26 protein-coding genes are annotated in these 26,690 nt (G+C 32.9%); 18 read left to right on the top strand and 8 right to left on the bottom strand.

Annotated elements, in window-relative coordinates; genetic code table 11:
• Positions 1-123: 123 nt before the first annotated feature.
• The gene (locus M890_RS0109655; protein WP_198018208.1) at positions 124-498 is read left to right on the top strand and encodes a hypothetical protein; all 375 of its coding nucleotides are present in this window, start codon (positions 124-126) and stop codon (positions 496-498) included.
• Here M890_RS0109655 and M890_RS0109650 read toward each other — a convergent pair.
• The 4 genes from M890_RS0109650 to M890_RS0109635 are packed head-to-tail and all read right to left on the bottom strand — an operon-like array spanning position 495 to position 4,052.
• Entirely contained in the window at positions 495-980 is a 486-nt protein-coding gene (locus tag M890_RS0109650; RefSeq protein ID WP_028283339.1) for a nucleoside-triphosphatase, read from the bottom strand. The genes M890_RS0109655 and M890_RS0109650 overlap by 4 nt on opposite strands.
• Positions 977-1,984, bottom strand: a complete 1,008-nt coding sequence (locus M890_RS0109645; RefSeq protein ID WP_028283338.1) for a hypothetical protein — start codon at positions 1,982-1,984, stop codon at positions 977-979. Before M890_RS0109645 ends, M890_RS0109650 begins: the two co-directional genes overlap by 4 nt.
• 41 nt (positions 1,985-2,025) lie before the next feature.
• A complete protein-coding gene (gene xdhC, locus M890_RS0109640; protein WP_028283337.1) occupies positions 2,026-2,805 on the bottom strand; it encodes a xanthine dehydrogenase accessory protein XdhC in 780 nt (259 codons plus the stop codon).
• 5 nt (positions 2,806-2,810) lie between these two features.
• Positions 2,811-4,052 (bottom strand): cation:proton antiporter, encoded by a 1,242-nt coding sequence (locus M890_RS0109635; RefSeq protein ID WP_028283336.1) that lies wholly within the window; start codon positions 4,050-4,052, stop codon positions 2,811-2,813.
• 141 nt (positions 4,053-4,193) lie between these two features.
• Here M890_RS0109635 and M890_RS0109630 point away from each other — a divergent pair, with 141 nt between their 5' ends.
• The 15 genes from M890_RS0109630 (at position 4,194) to M890_RS0109555 (ending at position 19,633) form a co-directional block, all read left to right on the top strand.
• Entirely contained in the window at positions 4,194-5,030 is an 837-nt protein-coding gene (locus tag M890_RS0109630) for an alpha/beta hydrolase (protein WP_232219146.1), read from the top strand.
• A gap of 87 nt (positions 5,031-5,117) precedes the next feature.
• The gene (locus tag M890_RS0109620) at positions 5,118-5,453 is read left to right on the top strand and encodes an arsenosugar biosynthesis-associated peroxidase-like protein (RefSeq protein ID WP_028283334.1); all 336 of its coding nucleotides are present in this window, start codon (positions 5,118-5,120) and stop codon (positions 5,451-5,453) included.
• Positions 5,454-5,509: 56 nt separating this feature from the next.
• Positions 5,510-6,565 (top strand): arsenosugar biosynthesis radical SAM (seleno)protein ArsS, encoded by a 1,056-nt coding sequence (gene arsS / locus M890_RS0109615; RefSeq protein ID WP_028283333.1) that lies wholly within the window; start codon positions 5,510-5,512, stop codon positions 6,563-6,565.
• A gap of 39 nt (positions 6,566-6,604) precedes the next feature.
• Positions 6,605-7,291, top strand: a complete 687-nt coding sequence (locus M890_RS0109610; RefSeq protein ID WP_028283332.1) for a TIGR04282 family arsenosugar biosynthesis glycosyltransferase — start codon at positions 6,605-6,607, stop codon at positions 7,289-7,291.
• Between the two features lie 44 nt (positions 7,292-7,335).
• Positions 7,336-10,527 carry a SusC/RagA family TonB-linked outer membrane protein gene (locus M890_RS0109605; RefSeq protein ID WP_028283331.1) on the top strand — a complete coding sequence of 1,064 codons (3,192 nt, stop codon included), beginning with the start codon at positions 7,336-7,338 and terminating at the stop codon, positions 10,525-10,527.
• Between the two features lie 10 nt (positions 10,528-10,537).
• The gene (locus M890_RS0109600) at positions 10,538-11,983 is read left to right on the top strand and encodes a SusD/RagB family nutrient-binding outer membrane lipoprotein (RefSeq protein ID WP_028283330.1); all 1,446 of its coding nucleotides are present in this window, start codon (positions 10,538-10,540) and stop codon (positions 11,981-11,983) included.
• A 3-nt stretch (positions 11,984-11,986) separates the two neighbouring features.
• A complete protein-coding gene (locus tag M890_RS0109595) occupies positions 11,987-13,321 on the top strand; it encodes a sodium:solute symporter family transporter (RefSeq protein ID WP_028283329.1) in 1,335 nt (444 codons plus the stop codon).
• Positions 13,306-14,133, top strand: a complete 828-nt coding sequence (locus tag M890_RS0109590; RefSeq protein WP_028283328.1) for a metallophosphoesterase family protein — start codon at positions 13,306-13,308, stop codon at positions 14,131-14,133. Before M890_RS0109595 ends, M890_RS0109590 begins: the two co-directional genes overlap by 16 nt.
• Positions 14,134-14,137: 4 nt before the next feature.
• A complete protein-coding gene (locus M890_RS16750) occupies positions 14,138-14,650 on the top strand; it encodes a rhodanese-like domain-containing protein (protein ID WP_028283327.1) in 513 nt (170 codons plus the stop codon).
• 6 nt (positions 14,651-14,656) lie between these two features.
• Positions 14,657-15,277 carry a TIGR04282 family arsenosugar biosynthesis glycosyltransferase gene (locus tag M890_RS16745; RefSeq protein WP_028283326.1) on the top strand — a complete coding sequence of 207 codons (621 nt, stop codon included), beginning with the start codon at positions 14,657-14,659 and terminating at the stop codon, positions 15,275-15,277.
• Complete coding sequence (locus M890_RS0109575) at positions 15,258-16,070, top strand: purine-nucleoside phosphorylase (RefSeq protein WP_028283325.1); 813 nt, start codon at positions 15,258-15,260, stop codon at positions 16,068-16,070. The genes M890_RS16745 and M890_RS0109575 overlap by 20 nt, the downstream gene beginning before the upstream one ends.
• 50 nt (positions 16,071-16,120) lie before the next feature.
• Positions 16,121-17,089, top strand: coding sequence for an arsenosugar biosynthesis arsenite methyltransferase ArsM (arsM, locus tag M890_RS0109570; RefSeq protein WP_028283324.1), 969 nt, complete (start codon positions 16,121-16,123; stop codon positions 17,087-17,089).
• Between the two features lie 50 nt (positions 17,090-17,139).
• Complete coding sequence (locus tag M890_RS0109565; protein WP_028283323.1) at positions 17,140-18,021, top strand: sterol desaturase family protein; 882 nt, start codon at positions 17,140-17,142, stop codon at positions 18,019-18,021.
• Complete coding sequence (locus tag M890_RS0109560) at positions 18,018-18,911, top strand: DUF547 domain-containing protein (protein WP_028283322.1); 894 nt, start codon at positions 18,018-18,020, stop codon at positions 18,909-18,911. Before M890_RS0109565 ends, M890_RS0109560 begins: the two co-directional genes overlap by 4 nt.
• 32 nt (positions 18,912-18,943) lie before the next feature.
• Positions 18,944-19,633 carry a TIGR04283 family arsenosugar biosynthesis glycosyltransferase gene (locus tag M890_RS0109555; protein ID WP_028283321.1) on the top strand — a complete coding sequence of 230 codons (690 nt, stop codon included), beginning with the start codon at positions 18,944-18,946 and terminating at the stop codon, positions 19,631-19,633.
• Here M890_RS0109555 and M890_RS0109550 read toward each other — a convergent pair.
• The 4 genes from M890_RS0109550 to M890_RS0109535 all read right to left on the bottom strand — a co-directional run bounded on the left by M890_RS0109550 (position 19,630) and on the right by M890_RS0109535 (position 23,582).
• Positions 19,630-20,883 carry a BamA/TamA family outer membrane protein gene (locus M890_RS0109550; protein WP_028283320.1) on the bottom strand — a complete coding sequence of 418 codons (1,254 nt, stop codon included), beginning with the start codon at positions 20,881-20,883 and terminating at the stop codon, positions 19,630-19,632. The two genes, M890_RS0109555 and M890_RS0109550, sit on opposite strands and share 4 nt — an antisense overlap.
• A complete protein-coding gene (locus tag M890_RS0109545; RefSeq protein ID WP_028283319.1) occupies positions 20,884-21,882 on the bottom strand; it encodes a glycoside hydrolase family 113 in 999 nt (332 codons plus the stop codon).
• Between the two features lie 74 nt (positions 21,883-21,956).
• Positions 21,957-22,820: a transporter family protein gene (locus M890_RS0109540; protein ID WP_028283318.1), complete on the bottom strand. Its 864-nt coding sequence runs from the start codon at positions 22,818-22,820 to the stop codon at positions 21,957-21,959.
• A gap of 42 nt (positions 22,821-22,862) precedes the next feature.
• Positions 22,863-23,582, bottom strand: a complete 720-nt coding sequence (locus M890_RS0109535) for a DUF547 domain-containing protein (protein ID WP_316929349.1) — start codon at positions 23,580-23,582, stop codon at positions 22,863-22,865.
• Between the two features lie 199 nt (positions 23,583-23,781).
• Between M890_RS0109535 and M890_RS0109530 the strand changes: the two genes are divergently transcribed.
• Positions 23,782-25,086: an NAD(P)/FAD-dependent oxidoreductase gene (locus M890_RS0109530; RefSeq protein ID WP_028283316.1), complete on the top strand. Its 1,305-nt coding sequence runs from the start codon at positions 23,782-23,784 to the stop codon at positions 25,084-25,086.
• 12 nt (positions 25,087-25,098) lie between these two features.
• Entirely contained in the window at positions 25,099-26,688 is a 1,590-nt protein-coding gene (locus M890_RS0109525; RefSeq protein ID WP_028283315.1) for a 4Fe-4S binding protein, read from the top strand.
• The last annotated feature ends 2 nt before the right edge of the window (positions 26,689-26,690 follow it).

The following is a 26,690-nucleotide window of genomic DNA, read 5'->3' as shown; positions in this document are numbered from 1 at the left end:
TTAAGCCTTATCGCACTACATTACAAAACACAAAACATCTTAAAAGGTGCACTAATTTATAGTGCTGGAGACACAATAGCAGCTTTAATTGTTGACGAGTATTCTTGGCACAGACTACTAGGAATGGCATTTGTTGGCGCGACTTTTTACGCGTTTGAAATCCCTAACTATTTTGATTGGATTGTTAAAAAAACTAAAGACTTAAAAGGTGTACGCGCTGTATTATCTAAAACGGGTTTAGCCATAGCATACTTTAATCCACTTTGGGTTGCAAGACATTTATTGTTTATCAAATTGTTTTCTGCTAAATTTAATGACATTGGATTTAACCTTATCCAAATTGCCTTTTGGTCCTTTTTGGTGAATATTCCTATTTCGTTTTTAGCAAATTACTTGATTCAAAATAGATTTAAATTAAAGTGGCGTTTTCTTGGAAGCGCAATATACTCGGCAATAATGGCGATTTATTACGCTTTAGGTGAAACTATTTTTAGTTAAATTAAATTTTCTAAATCTTTTGTAGTCAGAATAGAACATTCAGTTATCCCATAATGCTCCAAAACAGCATCCAACAAATAATCTCTGACTACCAAAATAAGATGTGTGTTATCATTAGATTTAAACTGAGAAATCAAAGCTTTGGTTGAAACGTGCAAGCCTTCATTTTTTAATTCTAACTTTCCTATTTCATCAATAATTAAATATTTAGGCTCTGTTTTAGAAGCTTCTAAAATCAAATAGTCATTAGCTTCATTAAAAGCCGATCGCAAAAATTTAAAATTCCCTATTGTAACAATAGCTTCGGTTTCAGCTTCAGCTTCAATCTTAAAAATTGTTTTGTTTTTTAATTTCAGAAAATAACGTTTTCCATTAGCATCGTCGGGACACAATAGCCCATCAACATCATTTCGGCTTTTAGACCAATGTAACAGCGCTGTAGTCTTCCCTGATCGTATTGCTCCCATGAGGATATAAATCATTCCGTAGGCGTTTTAAAATGAATACAATTAGAAATGCTATTCGCCATAAAAAACTTAAATCGAGTAAATCCTTTTAAATGCTGCGTTTGTTTCCAAGTATAGGAAATAATCTGCCTAAAATAAGGGAACAAATCCATAGCATTGGTAATGTCTTGCTGGTACTTAGATTCCTTTTTACTTAAGTATTTCTGAACCAATTTTAACAAAAAAGGACCAATTATTAGATACCAAAGCATTAAAATAAGAAAACTACGGAATACGATATAAATAGCTTTTTGCCACCCAAAAAGAGCACCTCCAAATATTGAAAACCCTAAAACAATTATGGCAACCGTAATTAGCCAAACCCAAATAACTTTGGTTTTAAAGGGCACTTTTCTTTTAGTGCTTTCCGATGCTTTTGGCATTGTTTCCAAATAAAAATCAACTTCGGGTTTACTTGCTATTATCTTAATAATACTTTTAATAAATAATCCAGCTAATAGTCCACAAATGCCATATACTACAAGATATAACGTGACTAAAAAAGATGTGGTAGAGGTTTCCGACACAAAGTTTAACTTTTTCTGAACCCATGAGCCATAAATATTAATAGCTTCCCAAAGACCAGTACCATAAACCACTGTTAGCACTATTAGTTTTTGCAATGCGGACTCTAAAAAAGTCACCATTCCTAAAACCAAAATCACGACACCTTTCCAAGAAAAGTTAGAAAATAAAAACGCACCAAAAAGCGCTTGAAAACTGACTGCAACATAAGCTCCGAATGGAGAATATGGACTTACTGCCATTTTAATAATCAAGACAATAACCAATGCTTTTAAAATAGCTTGCCATTTATTTTTAGCATAAAAAGCAATTAAGCTAATTAACAATATTGAAACACCACCAACAATCAAACCTGTGAATGGCGAATTAAACACATGCAAAAAACCACCCAAACCAGACTCATTTAAAGCCCAAAGCGCAGTTAATTTATCTATGATTGATTTGTTTTTTTTCATTTAAAGATTCTTCGCCTTGCTAAGAATGACAGTTCTTATTACTATTTAAGTATAGATTTATAATGTACTTGTAATAATTGTGCAACAACGCTTATAGCTATTTCTTTTGGTGTATCACCTCCAATATCTAAACCAATAGGACAAACTACATTAGTCATACCTTCAGGAATATTCATATCTTTAATAAGCATGTTATTAAATCTTACCTTTTTGGTTTTACTGCCAATCAACCCTAAAAACTTAGTTTGATTTTGTAAGGCCATTACTATAATATCAAAGTCAATTGCATGATTATGTGTTAACACTAAAACGTAGCAATTGTTCCCCCATTTCACAGCCTCTTTAAAGGTTTTAAAGTCGGTTTCGGTAGTTTGATGTGTTGCAATACTAGCATCTAACTCTAGATTAGAAAACCAGTCGTCTCGAGAATCTATAAGATTAACTTTAAAAGGCGTGTCTACTAAAAGTTTGCAAATTTCTACTCCGATATGTCCTGCTCCGAATAAAAATAACTCTGGCGATTGATTCATAGGCTCTATAATAAATTCGACTTTACCTCCACAACATTGCTCAAATTCAGGTCCTAAGGTGTAACTGGATTCTATAATCCTGTTGTCATTAATAGCAATTATTGCTTCGTCAATAGCTTTAAACTCTAGCTTCCCTCCTCCTATAGTTCCGTAAATCTGTTTGTCTTTAGTCACTATCATTCTAGAACCAACAACGCAAGGTGTTGAACCCAGACATTTAGAAACAGTAATAAAAGCAATGGGTTGTTGTTTTGCCTTAAAATCAGATAATAGACTAATCCAGTTTTGCATAAAGCCTATTTAATTTCTAGTTTTTTAACCAATTTACCAACGGTCATTCCTTGTATTAATATAGAAAAGACAACCACAACATAAGTAATTACCAAAATTAAATCACGCTCCATAACTTCTGTAAGGCCTAATGCCAACGCTATAGATATTCCGCCACGTAGTCCACCCCAAGTCATAATTAGGTTAGTTTTTGGAACAAAATCTAACTTGTTTTCAAAGAATTTTATTGGTACCAATAACGAAATGTATCTACACACCAAAACTAAAGGAATGGCTAATAAACCAGCAGTTAAATACTCAAATTTAAAGGTTAGCACTAGCATCTCCATTCCTATTAAAACAAACAGAATGGTATTTAAAAGAATATCCAACAACTCCCAAAACTTATCGACATAAGTTTCAGTTGTTTTTGACATAGCACTATCTCTAACGGTATCATTTCCAACTACCAAACCAGCAGTTACCATTGCCAAAGGTGCTGATATATGTAGCTTTTGTGCCAAAACAGTTCCTCCCATTACAGCAGCTAAGGTTATAATAACTTCAATATCATAATCGTCAATAGACTTCATTAATCTATACGTAATCCAACCCAAAATCAAACCCAATGCAATCCCTCCAAGTACCTCAACACCAAACAGCTCCACAACCTCTAAAGCACTAACGTTGTCAATACCCAAATCGGCAATTTTAAAAATGGTTAAAAATATAACAACACCAACTCCATCGTTAAACAGGGATTCTCCAACAATTTTGGTTTCTAATTTTTTAGGCACACCTGCTTTTTTAAGTATCCCTAAAACAGCTATAGGATCTGTTGGCGAAATTAATGCACCAAACAATAAACAGTATATAAAATCTATATGTAAACCTATAATTGGTAGTGCAACAAACATAGCACCTCCAACTAAAAATGTCGAGATTAAGACACCAAAAGTCGCAAACGCAAACACTGGCCAACGTTGTACTTTAAGTTGCTCAAAATTAGTATGCAAAGCACCTGCAAACAGTAAAAAACTTAGCATTACGTCTAATAAAATGCTTTTAAAATCTATTTGTTTAATTATAAATTTTTCTGCATTTAATAGGGTATCGTCAAAATAACTTAGCGCAAAAACACCTAAAGTAAATACAATGGTAATTAACATTAACCCTATGGTATTAGGCATTTTTAAAAATCGAACGTTTATATACCCAAAAATGGCAGAAATAAGCACTAAAATTGATGCAATCACAAAATAATCCATAGAAAAATATATTTATTGCTAAATTAAAATAATTAACATAAAAATCTGTTATTTGACTAAATTTAGAATTTAATACATTTTATGAAACACCTTTATATACTAGTTCTTGTATTAACCTATTTTATAAGTCCAGCTCAAAACATGAAAACTTTTACATACGCAACAAAAGGATTAGACACCCTTAAATTAGATGTTTACACACCAGAAAACATTAAACCAACAGATAGTTTACCTGTTGTTATTTGGATGCATGGTGGCGGTTTTTCGGGAGGTGGACGTAATGGTATTGACGAGATCAACATTGTTAATGCTGCAAACAAAAATGGTTACATTGGTGTTTCAATATCCTATAGATTATTAAGAAAAGGAACTAAAACTGGATTTGGATGTGATTGTAGTAAAGAGAACAAATTGTTCACCCTTAACCAAGCTGCAATAGATTTTTTGGACGCAACTAATTTTGTCTATCAAAACAGTACGATGTTACAAGTTGACACTTCAAAAATAATAGCAGCAGGAAGTAGTGCTGGTGCAGAAACTGCATTACACGTTGCCTTTATGAGACGTTTTTTTATACCTGATTTAACCGCGTATAAAGACATTACTTTTGCAGGTGTTATTGGGTTTTCTGGCGCCTTTTTAGACATAGACTCATTAACTATTGACAATGCAATACCCATAGCACTTACACATGGCACAGAGGATCGTGCTATACCTTATGGTAGTGCTCCACACCAATATTGCCAACCTGAAAAACCAGGTTATATGATGTTACATGGTTCTAAAACCATCACAGAAAAACTAGACACTTTAGAAGCGTCTTACTTTTTAAACATTGTTAAAAACGGGACTCACGATGCTGCAAATGTGCATCCTGAAGATTTAGATGCTATATTCTATTTTTTAAATAAAACAGTCCTAGAAGATGAGGTTATTCAAACCAAAAAATACACTTTACCAAAACCTACCACCTATTAATTTGTTATAAATTTAGGTACTTTTGTTAGTACTACTAAAACTTTACGACAAAACGGTTTTAGATTTATATCTTTAAAAAAAATCATAATGGCAAAAACATATTACGATCCAGCAGACCTAAGAAAATTCGGAAAAATTACAGAATGGAATGAAGAACTTGGTAACAAGTTTTTTGACTATTACGGAAAAGTATTTGAAGAAGGTGCGTTAACAGCTCGCGAAAAATCACTAATAGCATTAGCAGTTGCACACACAGAGCAATGTCCATATTGCATAGACGCCTATACTAAAGACGGTTTACAACGTGGCGTTACAAAAGAAGAAATGATGGAAGCCATACACGTTGGTGCTGCCATAAAAAGTGGTGCAACATTGGTACATGGTGTGCAAATGATGAATAAAGTAAACAAATTAGACGGTTAATATAAAACCAAAATAAGTTTACTTACGTAAGAATTACAAACAAGACAAATTGATTAATGGCAACAAAATCCCTTAAAAAGTTAGGTAGCGATTTAGCAAAAAGCAATAAACAACTAGAAATCTTATCTGGCGGAATCTTTGCTGATGGCGAATTACCGACTTTTAAAAACAAAATTTCTGAAACTAGTCAATTTCCGCTTAAAGCGAAAACATTAGAAATACTACAAATTAACGTTGGATACATGTGTAATCAAGTGTGTGAGCATTGTCACGTAGATGCAGGTCCTGACCGAAAGGAAATTATGACCCAAGAGACGATGCAACAAATCTTGGATGTTATTAAAACTACAGGCGCACATACTTTAGATTTAACAGGAGGTGCTCCAGAAATGAACCCAAATTTTAGATGGTTTGTAGAAGAAGCTTCAAAAATTGGAATTAAAGACTTTATCGTGCGTTCTAACTTAACCATTATTCGTGCTAACAAAAAATATTACGATTTACCGCAGTTTTTCAAAAAACACAACATTCATGTTGTAAGCTCAATGCCACACTGGACTCGTGGTAAAACAGATAAACAACGTGGTGAAGGTGTATTTGACATGTCTATTAAAGCCTTGCAGGAATTAAATGCTGTTGGTTATGGTATGCCAGGAAGCGATTTAAAACTGAACTTAGTTTACAATCCTTCAGGTGCCTTTTTACCAGGAGACCAATCTGCTATGGAAAAAGATTTCAAAAAAGCATTGATGGAAGATTTCAGCATTCAGTTTCATAACTTATTTGCGATTACTAATCTACCAATTGCTAGATTTTTGGACTTTTTAATAGCTTCAGAAAACTACGAAGACTACATGTACTCATTAGTAGAGGCTTATAATCCTGCTGCAGTTGCCAACGTCATGTGCACCAATACATTGTCTGTAAGTTGGGATGGTTATTTATTTGATTGCGATTTTAACCAAATGCTAGAATTACCTGTAAACAGTAAATCTAAACATATATCAGACTATAAAACCGAATTACTTGAAGGTAGAAACATAGTAATTTCTCAACATTGTTATGGTTGCACTGCAGGCGCAGGAAGCAGCTGTCAAGGTGTTGTTGCATAATATAAAACTAACTTTTTTCGCTGTCGCGGAAATCTGTAAATGAAAACTAAAACTGCCATTTTAATTTTTTCTAATTCTGCTAAAGAGGACGCTAAACGCAAATCTTTTTCGGATAGTCAGTTGTTTGAAACTCTAACAAACGATACGATTAGAAAAGTTAAAAAAACAGGATTACCATTTTTTCATTTTACCGAAGCACAGCAACAAGGCTTAAACTTTGGTGATCGTTTTACAAATGCTATTCAATTGGTTTTTGATAAAGGTTTTACTAACGTTATTTCCATTGGAAACGACACACCACACTTAAAAACAAAACATATAAATGATGCTTACCAAAAACTTAACAACAATCAGTTGGTTTTTGGACCATCAAAAGATGGTGGTTTTTATTTAATGGGTTTAACCAAAAACCTGTTTAATGCTAAGCAATTTAAAAATTTACCTTGGCAAACTTCAGCTTTAAAAAACTCAACCTTACAATACTTATCTACTACTAAAATCACTTTTAGTACTCTAGAAACCTTAGACGACATCGATTCGGTTAAAGACTTAAAAGCTATATTAAATAGTTATAAAACGGTTTCAAAAGCACTAAAATCAATAATACTACAGCTATGTTTTTCAGCGAAAGCGATACTTAAACACATAGCATTACAAAACCTATTATTACCTCAACAATTACCTTTTAATAAAGGATCTCCTACATTAGTTTCCGTTAAAAACTAAAGGCTTTTAGCCAAAAAATCACTGAAACTAATCTTTATTATTTAATGAAACACATTTACCTATGTGCTTTGCTTCTTGTTTGTACATTTAGCGTTGCACAAACTACAATTACTGGTACTGTAACAAGTGCCCAAGATGGTCAAACTTTAGCGTATGTTAATATTTTGGCAGACCAAAATAATGGAACAATAACCAATGGGTTTGGTGACTATTCTATTATAATTTCTAACGAAACGGAACACTTAACATTCTCATTTATTGGGTACAAAACACAACAAATCGCAATTAATAATCAATCGGTTATTAATGTTGTTTTGGAAGAGGACACCTCAAATTTAGACGAAGTGGTTATTACAGCTTTGGGTCTTGAACGCGACACTAAAGAGCTAGGATATGTAGTACAATCCTTAAAAAGTGAAAGTTTAACCGAAGTTAAAACAGTTAACTTTATTGATAATTTGGCCGGTAAACTTGCAGGTGTAACAGTATCTCAAGGTGCGACAGGTGTTGGATCGTCTTCAAAAATTACGATTCGTGGTGAAGCCTCTTTTTCTAACAACAATCCTTTGTTTATTGTGGATGGTGTCCCAATTAACAACAATACTGTTTTTAACTTTACAAACGAAGCTGCTGCTGGTTTTCAGGAAATAGATTTTGGAAATGGAGCTATGGAAGTTAATGCAGACGATATAGAAGAAGTTTCTGTTTTAAAAGGTCCAAGTGCTGCTGCTTTGTATGGTACGCGTGCATCCAACGGAGTGATTGTTATTAAAACCAAAGATGGTAAAAAAACAAAAGGCTTAGGGATTAGTATTAACACGTCGTTATTTGTTGACAATGCCTTTAGACTACCAGAATTTCAGAATAGTTACGGTCAAGGTAATTCTGGACAATTTGAATACGTTGATGGTCTTGGTGGCGGAATTAATGATAACATTACCTATTCTTGGGGACCACAATTGGATGCTGGCATTTACCTTCCGCAATTTAATAGTCCTGTGACATTAGCAAACGGAACTATTGTACGTGGTGGAGATACTGCCTTATATTCTGGTGACGCTATTACACCAACCTTATTTCAGTCTAATCCAGATAACTTAAAAGATTTTTATCAAACAGGAATTACTACAATAAACAATATAGCTATTTCTAATGGTTTTGATACTGGTGATTATAGATTATCGTTTACCGATTTAAGAAGCGAATCTATTATTCCTGGTGTGAATTTAGACCGACAAACGGTTGCTACAAAACTAAATTTTGAGCCCACAGAAAAAACGACTATTTCAACTTCATTATCTTACACAAATTCTACAAGTGATAACAGACCATCTAACGGTTATGGTAGCGAAAATGTAAATTACAGCTTGGTAGCTTGGGGACCACGAAGCCTTGATATTAATAGCTTAAAAAACTATTGGCAACCAGGTTTAGAAGGTGTACAACAATATAGTTTTAACTACACGTTTTTTGATAATCCTTATTTTATTTTATACGAAAACACAAATAGTTTTAATCGTGATCGTGTCTTCGGAAACATAGCTATAACACATAAATTTACAGACCATTTAAATCTTCAGGTTAGAACAGGAATGGATTATTCGTCTGAAAAAAGAATACTAAAACGTGCGTATTCTAGTAATCGTTTTCAAAATGGTGCTTACGCAGAACACGATGTGTTTTACAGAGAAGTTAACACCGATTTTCTATTAAACTACAATAATTCGTTTGGCGATTTTAAACTAGATGTATCTATTGGTGGAAACCGATTAAACCAAACAGCATCAACCAAGCAATCACAAACGGTTAGTTTGGCACAACCTGGAATTTTTAATTTAAATAATGCTGCATCACCTATTGAAGTGTTTCAATTTGAATCTAAAAAACGTATCAATTCCTTTTATGGAGTTGCAAAATTAGGCTATAAAGATTTTCTATTTTTAGACATTACTGGTCGGAATGATTGGTCTAGTGCTTTAGCAACACCTTTTTCGGTGGATGGTACTTCTTTTTTCTATCCTTCGGCTTCAGCCAGTTTTATTTTATCTAATGTTACAGAGCTTCCTGAAGCTGTATCTTTTGCAAAACTAAGAGCCAGTGTGGCACAGGTTGGTAACGATACTAATCCGTATCAAACTTCCGGAGCTTTTGTATCGCAAACACCTTTTAATAGTCAACCTACTTTTAGTAATCAGGATTTTATTCCTAATTCTGAATTAAAACCAGAAAGCACAACTAATTACGAATTTGGTGCAGATTTACGTTTCTTAAAAGATCGTATTCGTTTTGACTTTACCTATTATAATGCCATAACTAAAGATCAAATAATTTCTTTACCAATACCAATATCGTCAGGTTATGATCAACAAGTCGTTAATGGTGGAAAAGTAAAATCGACTGGTGTCGAAATTATCGCTGGCTTCACTCCTATTAAAACGTCTAATTTTAAATGGAATACAACCTTCAATTTTGCTAAAAACAAAGCAACTATTGAAGAGTTACCGCAAGCAGACGGTCGTTTAACTTTGGCTTATAGCCGAATTTACGATAGTGCCAATCAAACGGTTTGGTTTCAAGTTGAAGAAGGTGGACAGATTGGAGACATTTATGGTACTGGATATTTAAAAAATGAAAATGGTCAATTTATAATTGATGACAACGGAAACTACATTGCAGATAACAACCTACAAAAATTAGGAAACTATAATCCAGATTTCACTTTAGGTTGGAGCAACGATTTTAACTATAAAAACTGGTCTGCTAGCTTTTTGTTTGATTGGAGACAAGGTGGTGAAATTGTATCTAGAACAAGCGCTTTGGGTAATGTTGGAGGACAATTAGCAGAAACAGAATACAGACCAGAAGATGGTATTATTGCAGAAGGTGTCACACAATCTGGAACACCAAACACTGTAGCTATTACAGCTGAAAGTTATTACAGACAGTTTTACGACAGAAACCACGAAGAAAATAACGTCTACGACGCGTCTTACTTAAAACTAAGACAATTTTCTGTTGGCTATAATTTTAAATTAAAAGAAGGCTTTTTAGGCTTAAAAGAAGGTGGAGACATTGCAGTGTCTTTAATTGGTAAAAACCTATTTGTTATTACTGAAAACCCACACTTTGATCCAGAACAATTAGCAGTACAAGGTAACGGTTTTGTTAGTGGTGTGGAAGACATGAGTTATGCCACATCACGCAGTTTTGGATTAAAAGCAAGTTTAAATTTTTAATAGACACATCATGAAAAACACATTATATATATTAAGTTTTTTCACGCTTGTTTTAACAACAAGTTGCACAAAAGACTTTGAAGACATTAATACTAATCCCAACGCACCAAACACTGTACAACCAAGTTTGTTGCTGCGTCAGGTTATTTATGATTTTGGAGAACAAATGAGTTATGAAGGTTTTGTTGCTGGAGATTTATTATCGCAACACAGAACTGCTTTAGATTTCAATTTATTTGACAGACACGCCTTAAAATCGCCGCAATTAGGTGGAAATCCTTGGCCAATATTTTACACCAATTTACGTGATAACGAAATTATATTAACACAATCCAAAACCACCTCAACCTTTAAGGTTTATGAAGGTCCTGCTTTAATTTTAAAAGCATATATGGCAGCAGGATTAACAGATTTGTTTGGTGATGTTCCCTATTTTGAAGCCTTTAATGGAATTAATGGAACCGTTACACCAAGTTATGACAGTCAAGAATCTATTTATTTAAATGAAAACGGGATATTAGATAATCTTGATAAAGGGATTGAAGCTATTACAAATTACGATTTAGCGATTCCGTTGGAAGGAGATATTTTATTTAATGGTGATTTAGACGCTTGGGTAAAATTTGCAAATAGTTTAAAATTGAAATATTTGCTTCGTATTTCCGATCAAGTGAATGTTTCAACTGAATTACAAACCTTATATGATGAAGGTAATTACATTTCAGCTACAGCTGAAAATGCTGTATTCAACTTTACTAACACAGATCCAAACAGCTTTAGATTAGCTCAATTAAGAGTAGGAGATTTCAATAATTTTATCTTATCAGAAACGATGGAAAATATTTTAATTGACCTAAATGATGATAGACTAAGCACGTTTTTCAAACCTTTTGAAAATTCGTCTTCCAATCAGTTTAATGGTTTAATCAATGGTATTGATGCTTCATCAACATCAATAGCTTTAGCAGACTACTCTTTAGCAGGAAGTGCTTTTAGAGAAGACACTTCGGTTTTGGATGCTAATTTTATTACCTCTTGGGAAGTTCATTTTATATTAGCTGAAGCTGCTTTAAAAGGGTTAATTAGTGCCAATGCACAAGATTTATATGAAACAGGAGTCGCACAAGCTTTTGAGTATTGGCAAACCGATTTACCTACAACTTACCTAACAACCAATGCTGCTTATAATGCACCTGGAACTACACCTTTACAACAAATTATCACCCAAAAATGGATTGCTAATCTTATAAATGGTTATGAAGGTTGGGTAGAATACAGACGCACAGGTTTCCCTGAGTTTAATACAATATCAGCCAGTTTAAATAACGGATTAATACCTGTAAGAATGCCTTATCCTGCAGAAGAAGAAGCTTTAAATGCCGAAAACTATAATCAAGCAGCAAGTGCTACTAATGGTAATGATATTAACTTCCCAGTTTGGTGGGACCAAAACTAAAAAATGAGTACAGAAATTTGGCAATGGATTTTAGTGATCGCTTCAAGTTTAATCTTGTTTGCTTTATCTCCTTATGCAAAAACCACTGCATCTTTTTTTAAAGCTAATCACAACAAAAAATCACCAAATGTTTTAGTACTAACTGGTAGTTTAATAATCTCTTGGATTTTTGCCAAAAGTATTACTAATGCTGCCAATTTAGGCCTAGATTTTGGTCTAGTTGGAGGTGTCGCTTATGCTGGATATTATCTAAGTTTTGCGGTTGCTGGATTACTAATTTATCAATTACGTACCAAAGGTGGCTTTACAAGTATCCATGACTTTTTAACTAGTAAATTTGGCAAAAAAGCGGTTGCAGTCTTCACGTTTTTAATCATCATTAGATTATTTAATGAGGTTTGGAGTAATACCATGGTTATTGGCTCTTACTTTGGTGAAACAGGAAGTGCTAGCTATTACACAGCCATAATAGTATTTACAGTATTAACCCTTAGCTACGCTATTAAAGGTGGATTAAGCAGTTCGATATTTACAGACGTGATACAAATGGTTTTATTTTCTGTACTATTAATCATTATTTTATATACAATTTTTTCAGTTGAAAACTTTAGCACAAAAGACATTGTAACTTCAGGCACTTGGAGTTTTGAACTAGGTTTAAACCTCTTTTTTGCAGCCATTATACAATCCTTTAGCTACCCTTTTCATGATCCTGTGCTAACTGACAGAGCTTTTATTAGTTCGCCAAAAGTGACTAGAAAAAGCTTTTTATGGGCTAGCTTATTAGGTGCCATTTGCATTGTGCTTTTTAGTTTAATTGGTGTGTATGCACAAACTCAAGGTTTAAAAGGACAAGCAGCTGTAGAGGTTGGAAAAGCATTTGGAGTTGTGGTATTATTAGTCATTAATTTTATTATGATTACCTCAGCAGCTTCAACCTTGGATTCGACGTTTTCATCGTTTTCAAAATTGTTGGCAGTCGATTTGGGATTAGGCAAAAGCCTAACATTTGGTAGATTAGCAATGGTAGCCATTGCTGTACTTGGTACAATTCCTATATTTTTTAATGCCGAAATCCTCTCTGCCACCACAATATCCGGAACTATGGTCATTGGTTTAACACCAATATTTGTGTTCTGGAATTATAAAGTGCCAAAAATAAGCTTTTATTTAAGTATTGGTTGTGGTATCCTTTTTGGGTTTTTATTAGTCTTCAAAGTTTTCCCAGAAGCTTTAATTTTTACAAAGGGTCGTTATGCCGATTTACTTTGGGTAAATGTTTGGGGTATTTTTAGTTGTAACCTTTTATATTTCGTTCCTAGATGGATAAAACAATAAATAACATAGGCACATTAACTGGTAAAGTCTTACTTTTTGGAGGCGTTTACAGTAATCTTCAAGCCTTAGAAGCACTTAAAGCTGTAGCTGAACAACAACATATAGCTCCAGAAAATTGTATTTGCACAGGAGACGTTGTTGGCTATTGCGCACAACCAGAAGAAACGGTTCAGCTTTTAAAAATTTGGAATGCTAAAAGTATTTTAGGAAATGTAGAAATACAACTTATAGAAGGTGAAGCAGATTGTGGATGCGATTTTACAGAAGGCTCACGATGTGATGGGTTTTCTAAACTTTGGTATCCTTATGCACAAAGCAAACTAAGCAAAAACTCGATAGCGTATTTAGCAACGTTTCCGGATCATATCACTTTTAATTATGCTAATAAAAAAGTAACCGTTGTCCATGGTGATTACTTTAATGTATCAGAATTTGTATTTAAATCTACAGACTGGAATATTAAGGCCAAAACAATAGACGCAACCAAAAGTGATGTTATTGTTGCTGGACATTGTGGATTACCTTTTAGTCATGAGCAAGACAACAAATTATGGCTAAATCCAGGTGTAATCGGTATGCCTGCTAATGATGGATCACCACAAGTTTGGTATGCCATTTTGGAAGACATTAATGGTGAAATGAAATTTACGCATCATACGCTCGACTATAATTACAAGCTAACTAATAGTTTAATGAAAAACGGTTTATTACCAGAAGAATACGCAAGAACAATAGTGACTGGCATTTGGGATAATACCGAGATTTTACCAGCTATTGAAAGTGGATTACAAGGTTTCGGAATTAATTTATAACATTATGAAAACAGTATTATTTTTATTTATAAGTCTTTTTGCTGCACAAAGCATAGCACAAGACACACTAGATGAATTACTTAAAAAACACAATAAAAATAGTGTTCCTTATATAACTGTGCAGGAATTAGCAATGCCAAAAACCGACGCTATTATCCTAGATGCAAGAGAACCTAAAGAGTTTGAAGTCAGTCACATTAAAAATGCAACTTTAGTAGGTTACGATTTTTTTGACATTAAAAAAGTTACAGAAAAATACACTAATAAAGACCAAAAAATAGTAGTCTATTGCTCAATTGGAATACGATCGGAAAACATTGCTAAAAAACTAAAAGACGAAGGCTACACTAATGTCTTTAATCTTTATGGTGGTATTTTCGAGTGGAAAAACAATGATTTTACTGTAGTAGATTCCGAAGACAATGAAACAGAACAAATACATACTTTTAATGAAGCTTGGAGCAAATGGTTAACTAAAGGTATAAAAGTATTTGAAACAACTTCTTCAAAAAAATAAAAATTCATGTATAAAAATCTAGTAATAACCTTTACCAGAAACCCTGAATTAGGAAAAGTAAAAACACGATTAGCTAATACTATTGGCAATATTTCCGCTTTAGCGATTTATAAAAAATTATTAGAACATACTGAAAGCGTTTTACAACAAATAGACTGTGACAAGGCAGTATATTACTCGGTTAAAATTAGAGAAAACGACCTTTGGAATCCTGACATATATCAAAAACATCAACAAGTTGGAGACCACTTAGGCATAAGAATGTCTAATGCCTTTAAAACTGGTTTTGATACTGGCTACACTAAAATAATTATTGTTGGTAGCGATTTATATGATCTAAAACCCGAACATATTAATCAAGCTTTTGATGCTTTAGATAATAATGATGCTGTAATTGGACCTGCTATAGATGGTGGCTATTATCTTTTAGGAATGAAACAATTGCATCCTGCTGTTTTTGAAAATAAATCTTGGGGAACCGAAACAGTTTTTGAAGACACCATGAAAGATTTAGTTAAGGAAAACGTATTTTTGTTAGAACCATTAAATGATGTTGACACATACGAAGATATGTCCAACAACCAAACCTTAAAAGCCTTAATTGAACATGATAAAGCAAATAAATAAAACCGTAGAATACCTAAAAGAAAAAGGATTTGATCAACCAGAAGTTGGTATTATTCTAGGAACTGGATTAGGAAAATTAACGGATGAACTTGAAGTTATTCAAGAGGTGAGTTATAATCACATTCCTAATTTCCCAACTGCTACTGTCGAGTTTCATAAAGGAAAATTAATTTACGGAATCTTAGCTGGAAAAAAAGTAATTGTAATGCAAGGTCGTTTTCATGTTTATGAAGGTTATAGCTTGCAAGATGTTACGTACCCAGTTAGAATTATGGAAAAATTGGGTATCAAAACATTATTGGTATCTAATGCTTCTGGAGCTATTAATTTAGACTTTAAGAAAGGTGAATTAATGCTTATTGACGATCATATTAATCTACAAGGAAGTTCACCTCTAGCTTTTAAAGGAGTTGCTGAGCTTGGCGAGCGTTTTGCAGATATGAGTGCACCTTATGATTTAGACATTAATGCAAAAATTAAAGCTATAGCAAAAGCTAATAATATAAAATTACACGAAGGTGTCTATGCTAGTGTTGTCGGACCGCAACTAGAAACTAGAGCAGAATACCGCATGCTTAAAATTATTGGAGCAGATGCAGTTGGGATGAGTACTGTACCTGAAGTTATTGTTGCTAATCATTTAAATTTAAAAGTGGCTGCAGTGTCAGTTTTAACAGATGAATGCGACCCAAATAATCTAAAACCTGTAGATATTGGTGAGATTATAGCTATGGCTAATCAAGCAGAACCTAATATGATTACATTATTTAAAGCGTTGATAGAAACACTTTAATATTAAATAAATCAGGTTTAAATTATAAACACAAACTTAAAACTAAAAAAATGAGCTATTTAGACGCTACAAACAACTTATATAAAGAAGCTGCTTTAACACCAGATGTTGGCTTATGCTGCACCACTAATCCTATATGGGAATTACCAGGTCTTAAGATTCCTAAAATCATGCAGGAAATGAACTACGGTTGTGGTAGCACTGTAAATGCTAGAGATTTAACTAACAATCCAAAAATGTTATATGTTGGTGTTGGTGGTGGTATGGAATTATTACAATTCGCTTATTTTAATCGTCAAAAAGGTGGTGTTATTGGTGTTGATGTGGTAGATGAAATGCTAGAAGCATCACGTAAAAATTTTATTGAAGCTGAAGCACAAAACGATTGGTTTAAAAGTGAGTTTGTAGATCTTGTAAAAGGAGATGCTTTAAATCTTAACGTAGCAGATAACTCAATTGATGTAGCAGCACAAAATTGTTTATTTAATATCTTTAAGGCAGAGGATTTAAAAAAGGCTATTGCCGAAATGTATCGCGTTTTAAAACCACATGGCAAACTTGTTATGAGCGATCCTACTTGCGAGCAGGAAATGAATGACACATTACGTAACGATGATAGATTAAGAGCTTTATGCTTAAGCGGAAGTTTACCAATTGCCGACTATGTAAAAGCATTAACTGACGCAGGTTTTGGTACAATAGAAATTAGAGCCAGAAAACCTTATCGTATTTTAGACCCTAAAAATTATCCTACAGATGAATTAATCTATATAGAATCTATAGAAATAGCAGCCATTAAAGATCCAATGCCAGCAGATGGACCATGTGTTTTTACAGGTAAAGCTGCAATATACTATGGTGATCAAGATTTTTTTGATGATAAAAAAGGGCATATTTTACTTAAAAATCAACCTATAGCTATTTGCGATAAAACAGCAGGAGATTTAGCTGCTTTAGGTCGGGATGACATATTTATTAGTAAATCTACGTATCACTATGATGGTGGTGGATGCTGTTAAGTAACCTTTGTTACAACTAAAAAACAAGTAAATGACTAATTTAGTCAGCTATGGAAAAGTATCTAGACATTATAAAAAACGCCTATTTTGGCTATTGGAATTACCTAAAACACCAAATTATTTTCCCAAATAATTGGGACAACTATTTTTATGGATTAATCATAATATCATTAGTTGTTTGGGGTTTAGAAATTGTGTTTCCTTGGCGTAAAAAGCAATCTATTTTTCGTAAAGATTTTTGGTTGGATACGTTTTACATGTTTTTTAATTTCTTTTTACTAAATCTTATTGTATTAATAGCTTTATCTAATACTGCTGCAAGTTTTTTTGATGATATTTTAGGCGTTGTTGGTTTATCTATTTCAAGTTTTCAACTGTTTGATGTAGACAATTTACCATTATGGTTAGGTTTGTTTATTTTCTTTATAATTTCAGATTTCACACAATGGATAACTCATAATTTATTACATCGTTTTGAGTTTTTATGGAACTTCCACAAAGTACATCACAGTGTTAAAGAAATGGGATTTGCAGCCCATTTACGCTACCATTGGATGGAACCGGTTTTATACAAATCCATGCTATACATACCTATTGCCATAATTGGTGGTTTTGATGCAAAACACGTTGCTATTGTCCACTTTTTTGCAATCACTGTTGGACACTTAAATCATGCCAATTTAGGCTGGGATTATGGTGTTTTAAAATATGTATTTAACAATCCAAAAATGCACATTTGGCATCATGTAAAACACTTGCCAGAGCACACAAAATTTGGCGTTAACTTTGGGATAACCCTAAGTATTTGGGATTATATTTTTAAAACCAATTATATACCACATGATGGTCGTGATATCGAGTTAGGTTTTGAAGGAGATGAGCACTTTCCAAAAGATTTTATAAGTCAAGAATTATATCCTTTAAAAAAATGAAACAACTTTTAGCTTTAGCATTATTAGTCTTGTTTTGCGCTTGTAAAAGCACAAAACAAACTGTACAAAATACCCAAACAGCAACTAACAACTTTAAAAAAGAAGCTATAGCTGAAGCTGAAGCTGAAAGTAAAAAAGATATAGTCAATACTGTAAAAAAGGACACACTTTCTTCTCATACCGAAACTATAAAACTTACAGAAAAAACACCTCTGCCACCTTTGCCTCCTAAGGGAACAAAAACAGAAAATTTTAGTCACCAAAGATGGAATAAGCTTTTACAAAAGCATGTTTCTATCTCAGGAAACGTAGACTACAAAAAGTTTAGAGAAGATAAAACTACTCTTGCTATTTACATCGATGCTTTAACACACGCTGAAACAATAGAAGATTGGTCAAAAGAAGAAAAACTAGCCTTTTGGATTAATGCATACAACGCATTAACAATAGATTTAATTATAAAAAATTATCCTGTAAAAAGCATAAAAGACATTAAAAACCCTTGGGAACATCGCTTATGGCAATTTGGTGACAAATGGTATAATCTTGAAGATATAGAGCATAAAATACTACGTAAAATGGACGAACCACGCATACATTTTGCTATTGTTTGCGCCTCTTACTCTTGTCCTAAATTACAAAACTCTGCATTTACAGCAGATAATTTAGAACAACAATTAACCTTGGCTACTCAAGAGTTTTTAAGTGATACAAACAGAAATGAAATCTCTAAAAACACATTAAAATTATCTAAAATATTTAGATGGTTTAGTAAAGATTTTGAGCAAAACGGAAGTTTAATTGATTTTTTAAACAAGTATACAGAAGTAACTATTTCAGCGAAAGCTAAAATTAGCTACAAAGATTACAACTGGGACTTAAATGACTAAAACCAACCTAATAAAACTTACGTAAATACAGCATGATAAGTATTATTATTCCGGTTTTAAACGAAGCGAAGCATATAACAGAGGTATTGTATCATTTAATTGATAATGCATCCTTAAATACTATTCAAGAGATTATTGTTGTGGATGGTGGAAGTGCAGACAATACCGTTTCAATTATCCAAGGATTAGGTTTAAATATTAAAGTTTTACATTCTGAAAAAGGTCGTGCTAAACAAATGAATCTTGGTGCCAAAGCTTCAAAAGGAGATATCCTTTATTTTTTACATGCAGATTCTTTTCCACCTAACAGATATGACCAGTTAATTTTAGATGAAATTAAAAAAGGTAATAATGCAGGTTGTTTTAGATTACAATTTGATAGCAACCATTGGTGGCTACGTTTTACTAGTTGGTTAACTCAGTTTTCTTGGCGAGCAAGTCGTGGTGGTGATCAAAGTCAGTTTATAACCAAAGCGTTATTTAATGATATTGGTGGTTATGATGAAAACTATATTATCTACGAAGACAATATTTTAATTAACGAACTATATAAACGTAAAGAATTTGTTGTGATTAATCATAAGCTTAAAACCTCAGCTAGGTTATATCAAAAACATGGCGTTTGGACACTACAATACCATTATTTAGTCATTTATATAAAAAAATGGTTTGGTGCATCTGCTGAAGTACTACACCAGTACTACAAAAAACATATTTCTTAAAAATACTGTCCTATACCAAAGACTAATCCTTGACCATCCTTTTCTGAAATTCCGTAACCATAATCTATTCTAAAAATAGCATTAAATATAGATTTGTGGATAAAACGCAAGCCTACACCTGGAAATACTCGTAAGTTATCAGCATCACCAAAATCTCCTAAATCTCCACCAGGATTTCGCCAGCTTCCTGCATCTACAAACGCATTACCTTGCAGTGCAAACCAACCTTTTTCATATAATGTATGTCTATATTCCGTATTTAAAACAACTGCTCCTGTACCTCTATCAATGGTATTACCAACACCTCTTATATTTAAATTATTATCTACTGAAAATGGTGCAAAAGGGGTTTCGTCATTACTAGACAATCCTAACCTAACACGTGTTGCCCAATTCCCTCTTTGCCCTACTCTTTTGTAATAATTAAAATCATTCCATCCAATTAAAAATTCGGGTAAATCATCACTAGTAGACGTTACATATTGCACATTTAATTGACTTTTAAAGCCCGAAACGTATTGGTAATTGTAATCTAGATTATTGTACTCGTATATGGCTTTATACAATAATTTATTAACACTTAATGCTTGAGGAACATCAGGATTTGTTGCTCCTGACTGATATTCATATTCTTCTGAAAAAGAATTAAAACCAAACTCAAAACGGTTATTAAAGTTAGGCTGATACAATCCTAAAACTTCAAAAGATTTGTTTCTGTATCTATAATCTGAAGTTGTATTATCAAAAAAAACAGGCTCTAAAGTTTGTAAATCTTGATGATTAATTGCCAAACCAAACTGACGACTAAACAAATAAGGTGCTCTAAAATTTATACCATATGAGCTAAATATATCTTTTTGATAAAATCCACCAAAAATCATATTTTGTCCTAAAAGGTTAAACTCATAAACACCAAGTCTATAAGCAAACTCGCCATCATTTGAGGTATATACATTAAAGGAAGGTATAATGGTAAAATTTTCTTCGATGTTATAAAACACATTGTAATCTCCATTTTCTGAAGGAAACACTTGATAATACGCATGAGAAACAGAAGGTAATCGTTTTAATAACTTAATATCTTCATCTAATTGGATACTATCTAATACTGCACCTGCTTTAGCATTAGCTACTTTTTTTACAAAACTAGATTTTAGCTTTTTATTGCCTTGAACTTTTAAATCAGTAATGTTTTGTGAGTGTGAAATGCTAACTCCTAAAAAGGTTAAAACAAATAATAAATACTTCATCTAGTTTACTTTATAATGCTCTTTAATAAGCGTTTCTGCAGGTTTGTTTTGTGGTGTAAATCGGTTATTATCAATACCTCCAACTTTATCATGATTAATAAACCATTTCCAGACAAAACCTCCAGCAAACCAATCTTCTTTCCAGAAAGCTTCAAATAGGGCTTTTGTGGTATTAACCTGTGCTTCTAGGTTTACATTTTCTTCAATTCTATCTACTGTCCATGGTGCTTTAGCTGCATAATCTATGCTACGGTAACCAAACTCGGTAAACAAAACAGGTTTGTTATATTTATCTGCAAATTGTTTAATGGTTGCCTTGTGTTTTATCCAACCTTTTAAACACTCTTCTACAGTAGGTGTTTTACTATCACTAACCGGAAAATAGGCATCAATACCAATATAATCTAATTGTTCCCAAAAAGGTGTTTTTTCAAATTCGTTCCAATTAGCAGCATAGGTTAATTTACCTTTATAAATTTTACGAATATCATTAATTAGTTTAAACCAATACTCTGGTCTAGCAGCAACAAATTTTTCTAATTCTGTCCCAATGCAAAAAATCTCAGTATTGGTGTCTTCGGCTACTTGGGCAAAAGCTAAAATAAATTTTGAATACGTTTTTTCAAAAGTTAGCCAATCCGCTTCGGTTTTCATTTCTAATAATCCAGTAAACTCACCTTTCCAAACCCAAAGTTGTGGTTTAAGCATCGCATTAATATTGTTCTTTTTTAACGTATTAATATATTGCTTACCTCCTGTAATAGTTTCACCAAACCATTGTCTTTCTGCATCATAATTAACCTCAGGATGTGCTAAGTCTTTAACCATAGCAAAAGGCATGATAGCTGCATAATTAGCATTGATATTTAGAAGTGGATCTATATTTTTTTGAGTAATACTATCCCTATGAGCCACATAACTTACGCCATTTATTTTTTTGTCTTGAGCTGTACAAGATTGAAGTAATATTGCAATAAGTAAAATTTGAATGAGACGCATCATGTTTTTTTACTAAATATAAATAAATCCCGCTTTTCAGCAGGATTTATTAACTATTAAATTAATGCTACTTATTAAAATAAGGCTCTTAAACCAATATTAAAAGACTGTCCTAAACCAGTATTGTTTCCTCTAACAAATTTAGAGTACAAGGTTTCAATATTTAACACATCACTAATTTGATATTTTGCACCACCTCCAACTGCAGTAAAATCTTGTTCAAAATCATTACCTGTATCAATACGTTGTGAGTGTTGTACTAATCCTAAAACGGTAAATTTAGAACTCGGAAAATAACTTAAAAACAAACCTGGTGTTAAGCTTAAACTGTTATTAGCAAAGCTTTCTTCTTTTTTACCAAAGTGATATTCTGTATTAAGCTCTGTAAATAATTGCCATTTAGAGTTAAAATTATAATCATAAAAAAAACGATTTTGAAACGTAAACCCTTTTTGATCTAAAAACACTCCGTTTTCACTTTCGTTATCAACTAAAGGAATATGAAACGCTGTCTGGATAGTAAAATTACTAACACTTTTTATAGGATTAAATTTAACTGCAGGCGCAAAAGATGTAAAACCAGAACGTGCAGTATTAGATTCGCCATCAAATTTAAACACATCTAAAGCATCACGATCTCCAATAACATTAGACCTAAATTCTAATAATAAACCAACATTAAAGCGGTTATTAGCACTAATACCTGTAAACACATCTACGGTTGAAGTAAAATAAGTTTCTCTAGCTTCCGTACCAGATGTAAACGTACTTTCTGTTTGTGTATAAAGGTTATTAAAAAACTTAATATCCCATTGTCCTTGGCTTAATAATTTTGAAGGTGTGTAGGTTTGAATGTTACTTCCTGAGGCTTCATCTTCTTGAGAAAATCCAGTGATTGAAGTTGCAATAGCTAATAGTAGTAAAGTTAGTTTTTTCATGCTTTTTTTTGTTTTGCTTTCCGCGAAAGCGTTATATTTTTTTTATTGTTTGTTAAGGTTCCAGTTATAAGAAAAGTACTTTAACTTATAATTTTCAGGTATTATATTAGTTCTGTATTTGTTTATAAATTCAATTTCGGTCATACCGTTTTGTACAAAATCTTCGTTGTACCATTTCATGATTTCAGAAGCTTCAACTGTTTTCTTTTTGTCGTTTACCTTCACAAAATAATCACCATTTAACGCTAATTTTGTTTGTTGTTCTAATTGCGCTTCCAATGTTTTTGGCAAATAAGCATTAGCAATTAAAGGCGGACAACCTATAGCACCACAAACAAGCACAAAATGAAATCTTGCATCTTTAAAATTCCCTCTCAATAATTCGTTTTCAATGGTGTTTAATGTCACTTTCTGACCTGCTAAACTGTACGTTATTTTATCAAAAAATCCAGCTTTATCTAATGGTGAAGCTATTGGATAATTATCAACAATCCCTTTAATAACAGATAAGTTGTAAGCATTAATCCAAAAAGCTTGGTAGTTTTTAGCTTCTGTTTTTGATACAGACACTTGATTAGCAATTGTTAATATTGAGGTTAAAGTTTCCGCGTTTTCCTTTACTGCTTTATAATCTACTTTACCTTTAGACACGTAAGCTTTCAAAAAGGCATCGGTTTGTGTAAAAAAATCGTTAAGGGTTTGCGCTTTCGCGGAAAATAATCCGCTGAAAACAAGCACTATTATTAGGCTATTTTTCATCATTAGGTTGGGTTTTAAATATTTGTAACATTGATTAAGTCTTAACATTTAACAAAAACTTTCAAAAAAAATAAAAAAAAATCTCGTCTTACTATTAATTATAACCTTACACAAAAGAGGTTATTTAAAAAGATTCTAAACTAAAAATCCAATTAAGTTTTTAACTTTAAAAACGACAGACTATCTAACTAATTAAATTTTTATGGAACACATCGTCATTATAGGAAATGGGATTTCTGGAGTTACTCTAGCAAGACACGTTAGAAAATTATCGGACAAAAAAATCACTATCGTTTCAGCCGAAACGGATTATTTTTTTTCTCGTACAGCCTTAATGTATGTGTACATGGGACACATGAAGTTTGAGCACACACAACCTTATGAGAATTGGTTTTGGGAGAAAAACCGCATCAACTTAAAAAAAGGCTTCGTTAATACTATAGATACTGATAATAAAACACTCCACTTTGCTGAAGGTGATACAATGACTTACGACAAATTAGTAATTGCTACCGGAAGTAAACCTAATAAATTTGGTTGGCCAGGACAAGACCTAAAAGGTGTTCAAGGCTTATACAGCAAACAAGATTTAGATAACATGCAGCAAACTGCACCAGACAATAAAGTGTGTAAACATGCTGTAATTGTTGGTGGAGGATTAATTGGTATTGAAATGGCAGAAATGCTAAATTCAAGAGATATACCAGTCACTTTTTTAGTTAGAGAGACTAGTTTTTGGAATGGTGTTTTACCTGAAGGCGAAAGTCAAATGATTAACAGACACATAAAAAACCATCACATTGATTTAAGGTTAAATACCAATTTAAAAGAAATTAAATCTGATGACAATGGACATGTTAAATCAATAATTATTGAAGAAACCGGAGAAGAAATAGCTTGCAACCTAGTTGGACTGACTGCAGGAGTATCTCCAAATATTTCATTTTTAAAAGACTCTAAAATTAAAACAAACAAAGGTGTACTTGTTAACCGTTATTTAGAAACTAACATAAACGATGTGTATGCAATTGGAGATTGCGCTGAGCAACACGAAGCTATTGGCAACAGACGTCCAATAGAAGCGGTTTGGTACACAGGACGTATGATGGGAGAAACTTTAGCACAAACCATTTGTGGTAATAGACTACAATACAAACCTGGTCATTGGTTTAATAGCGCAAAATTTTTAGATATCGAATACCAAACTTACGGTTGGGTGTTTGGAGAACGTGGACGTCCTGAGCACGAAAAACATTTCCATTGGAAACATGAGGACGACACCAAATGTATAACCGTAGCTTACAACAACGACACCAAGACTTTTTTAGGCATTAATACTTTTGGTATCCGAATGCGACACGAAACTTTTGACAAATGGTTAACCGAACAACGTGATGTAGATTACGTAATAAATAATTTAAAAGAGGCCAATTTTGACCCAGAATTTTACAAACATTTTGAACAGGATATCCTAAAGGCATACAACAAGCAACTACAAACAGTATAACAGCATCCAAATATGAGTAATAAACTAAATCACAGTATGTCATTAGCATCACCAGATGCGTTTCATATATCAACAAAACAAAAATTTGCTTTAGGTATTGGTCTTGTTGGACTATTAATTTTAACATTAGCCTTATTTAACGTTAATCTACCAAATACAGCATTATTTTTAACGCTAGCATTAGGATTGATTACAATTGGTATTATTATATATTCTAGAGAAGCGTATTTAACCAAATTAGAGGGTATAAAAAATGACGGAGTTTGGTATAAATCCATTTCATCCAGAGGATTTTGGGGTTGGGCTTTAGGTATTATACTAACCAGTTTTTATATTGTGTTATACTTTTTTCCTAAATATTTGGGTTTAGTTAAAGATGGTGCTCCAAACACTGGTTTAATTGGATTATTCGACCCTTTAAGCAATTTATTAAGTGGTAGAAATGCTAGTCAATGGTTTGTTTATGGCACATTATATACCATCGCCATTTTAGCATTTGGTTACAAATACATCTTAAAATATAGACACAATCGCTATCAACAAATCAGAACCGTTTCGGTTATGTTTTTTCAGTTAGGTTTTGCTTTTTTAATCCCAGAATTCATGTACGTCATGAATAATGATTTACCATATTATGACCTTAAAAGCATTTGGCCATTAAACTATTACATTTTTGATGAGTGGTCTGTAAAAGGCTTTTTATCTAATGGTAATTTAGGATTAGCTTTAATCATTTTTGGGATAGCTTCTACCTTTATTATCACACCTATTTTAACATACAAATACGGAAAACGTTGGTATTGCTCATGGGTTTGTGGTTGTGGTGGTCTAGCTGAAACTGCAGGAGATAGTTTTAGACATTTATCTTCAAAAAAACTTTCTGCTTGGAAGCTAGAGCGATGGTTAATACATACCGTTTTAGTATTTTCTGTAGTAATGACAACAGCAATGGTCTATAGCTATTTAGGCAAAGACAGTAACAATTTTTGGTTAACACGTGATGTTTTTATCATATCTGTAATCGTATTTTTAACCATCATATTTGCAGGTGTCATGTATTTTAGAGGCAAAGAGCTTGGTAAAGATGCAAAAGCTGGTGCAATTGGTTATGCTGTTGTAATTGCTTTATTACTAATTATGCACTTTACAGCTACAACCGATCATTTATTTTTTGTAAAAGGTAGTGCTTTAAGATCTACCTATGGAATCTACATAGGCTCCATATTTTCAGGAGTTATCGGAACAGGTTTTTACCCAATTTTAGGTAGCAGATCTTGGTGTAGATTTGGATGTCCTATGGCAGCTATATTAGGATTTCAACAACGTTTATTTTCAAAATTTAGAATCACGACCAATGGAGGACAATGCATCTCATGTGGTAATTGCTCAAACAGTTGCGAAATGGGAATTGATGTTCGTGCCTATGCCCAAAAAGGAGAAAACATAGTACGTTCTAGCTGTGTTGGATGTGGTGTTTGTAGCGCTGTTTGTCCAAGAGGTGTTTTAAAATTAGAAAACGATACTATGGATGGACGTATAAACCCAACAGAAGTATTATTAGGTAATGATGTTGACTTGATGGACTTTGTAAACAAAAAATAAAA

The sequence above is a fragment of the Olleya marilimosa CAM030 genome (genome assembly GCF_000518485.1).
GTDB lineage: Bacteria > Bacteroidota > Bacteroidia > Flavobacteriales > Flavobacteriaceae > Olleya > Olleya marilimosa.
Note: the sequence above shows the minus strand (reverse complement) of the source record. Positions and strands in the feature narration are given on the sequence as shown.

Coding starts and splice junctions, on each gene's coding strand:
- M890_RS0109550 (WP_028283320.1), bottom strand. CDS start 20,883: ATGAAGTATTTATTATTTGTTTTAACCTTTTTAGGAGTTAGCATTTCA.
- M890_RS0109535 (WP_316929349.1), bottom strand. CDS start 23,582: ATGATGAAAAATAGCCTAATAATAGTGCTTGTTTTCAGCGGATTATTT.
- M890_RS0109620 (WP_028283334.1), top strand. CDS start 5,118: ATGGCAAAAACATATTACGATCCAGCAGACCTAAGAAAATTCGGAAAA.
- M890_RS0109595 (WP_028283329.1), top strand. CDS start 11,987: ATGAGTACAGAAATTTGGCAATGGATTTTAGTGATCGCTTCAAGTTTA.
- arsS (WP_028283333.1), top strand. CDS start 5,510: ATGGCAACAAAATCCCTTAAAAAGTTAGGTAGCGATTTAGCAAAAAGC.
- M890_RS0109605 (WP_028283331.1), top strand. CDS start 7,336: ATGAAACACATTTACCTATGTGCTTTGCTTCTTGTTTGTACATTTAGC.
- M890_RS16750 (WP_028283327.1), top strand. CDS start 14,138: ATGAAAACAGTATTATTTTTATTTATAAGTCTTTTTGCTGCACAAAGC.
- M890_RS0109545 (WP_028283319.1), bottom strand. CDS start 21,882: ATGCGTCTCATTCAAATTTTACTTATTGCAATATTACTTCAATCTTGT.
- M890_RS0109630 (WP_232219146.1), top strand. CDS start 4,194: ATGAAAACTTTTACATACGCAACAAAAGGATTAGACACCCTTAAATTA.
- arsM (WP_028283324.1), top strand. CDS start 16,121: ATGAGCTATTTAGACGCTACAAACAACTTATATAAAGAAGCTGCTTTA.
- M890_RS0109560 (WP_028283322.1), top strand. CDS start 18,018: ATGAAACAACTTTTAGCTTTAGCATTATTAGTCTTGTTTTGCGCTTGT.
- M890_RS0109590 (WP_028283328.1), top strand. CDS start 13,306: ATGGATAAAACAATAAATAACATAGGCACATTAACTGGTAAAGTCTTA.
- M890_RS0109650 (WP_028283339.1), bottom strand. CDS start 980: ATGATTTATATCCTCATGGGAGCAATACGATCAGGGAAGACTACAGCG.
- M890_RS0109645 (WP_028283338.1), bottom strand. CDS start 1,984: ATGAAAAAAAACAAATCAATCATAGATAAATTAACTGCGCTTTGGGCT.
- M890_RS0109525 (WP_028283315.1), top strand. CDS start 25,099: ATGAGTAATAAACTAAATCACAGTATGTCATTAGCATCACCAGATGCG.
- M890_RS0109555 (WP_028283321.1), top strand. CDS start 18,944: ATGATAAGTATTATTATTCCGGTTTTAAACGAAGCGAAGCATATAACA.
- M890_RS0109610 (WP_028283332.1), top strand. CDS start 6,605: ATGAAAACTAAAACTGCCATTTTAATTTTTTCTAATTCTGCTAAAGAG.
- M890_RS0109655 (WP_198018208.1), top strand. CDS start 124: ATGGCATTTGTTGGCGCGACTTTTTACGCGTTTGAAATCCCTAACTAT.
- M890_RS0109540 (WP_028283318.1), bottom strand. CDS start 22,820: ATGAAAAAACTAACTTTACTACTATTAGCTATTGCAACTTCAATCACT.
- xdhC (WP_028283337.1), bottom strand. CDS start 2,805: ATGCAAAACTGGATTAGTCTATTATCTGATTTTAAGGCAAAACAACAA.
- M890_RS16745 (WP_028283326.1), top strand. CDS start 14,657: ATGTATAAAAATCTAGTAATAACCTTTACCAGAAACCCTGAATTAGGA.
- M890_RS0109600 (WP_028283330.1), top strand. CDS start 10,538: ATGAAAAACACATTATATATATTAAGTTTTTTCACGCTTGTTTTAACA.
- M890_RS0109575 (WP_028283325.1), top strand. CDS start 15,258: ATGATAAAGCAAATAAATAAAACCGTAGAATACCTAAAAGAAAAAGGA.
- M890_RS0109635 (WP_028283336.1), bottom strand. CDS start 4,052: ATGGATTATTTTGTGATTGCATCAATTTTAGTGCTTATTTCTGCCATT.
- M890_RS0109565 (WP_028283323.1), top strand. CDS start 17,140: ATGGAAAAGTATCTAGACATTATAAAAAACGCCTATTTTGGCTATTGG.
- M890_RS0109530 (WP_028283316.1), top strand. CDS start 23,782: ATGGAACACATCGTCATTATAGGAAATGGGATTTCTGGAGTTACTCTA.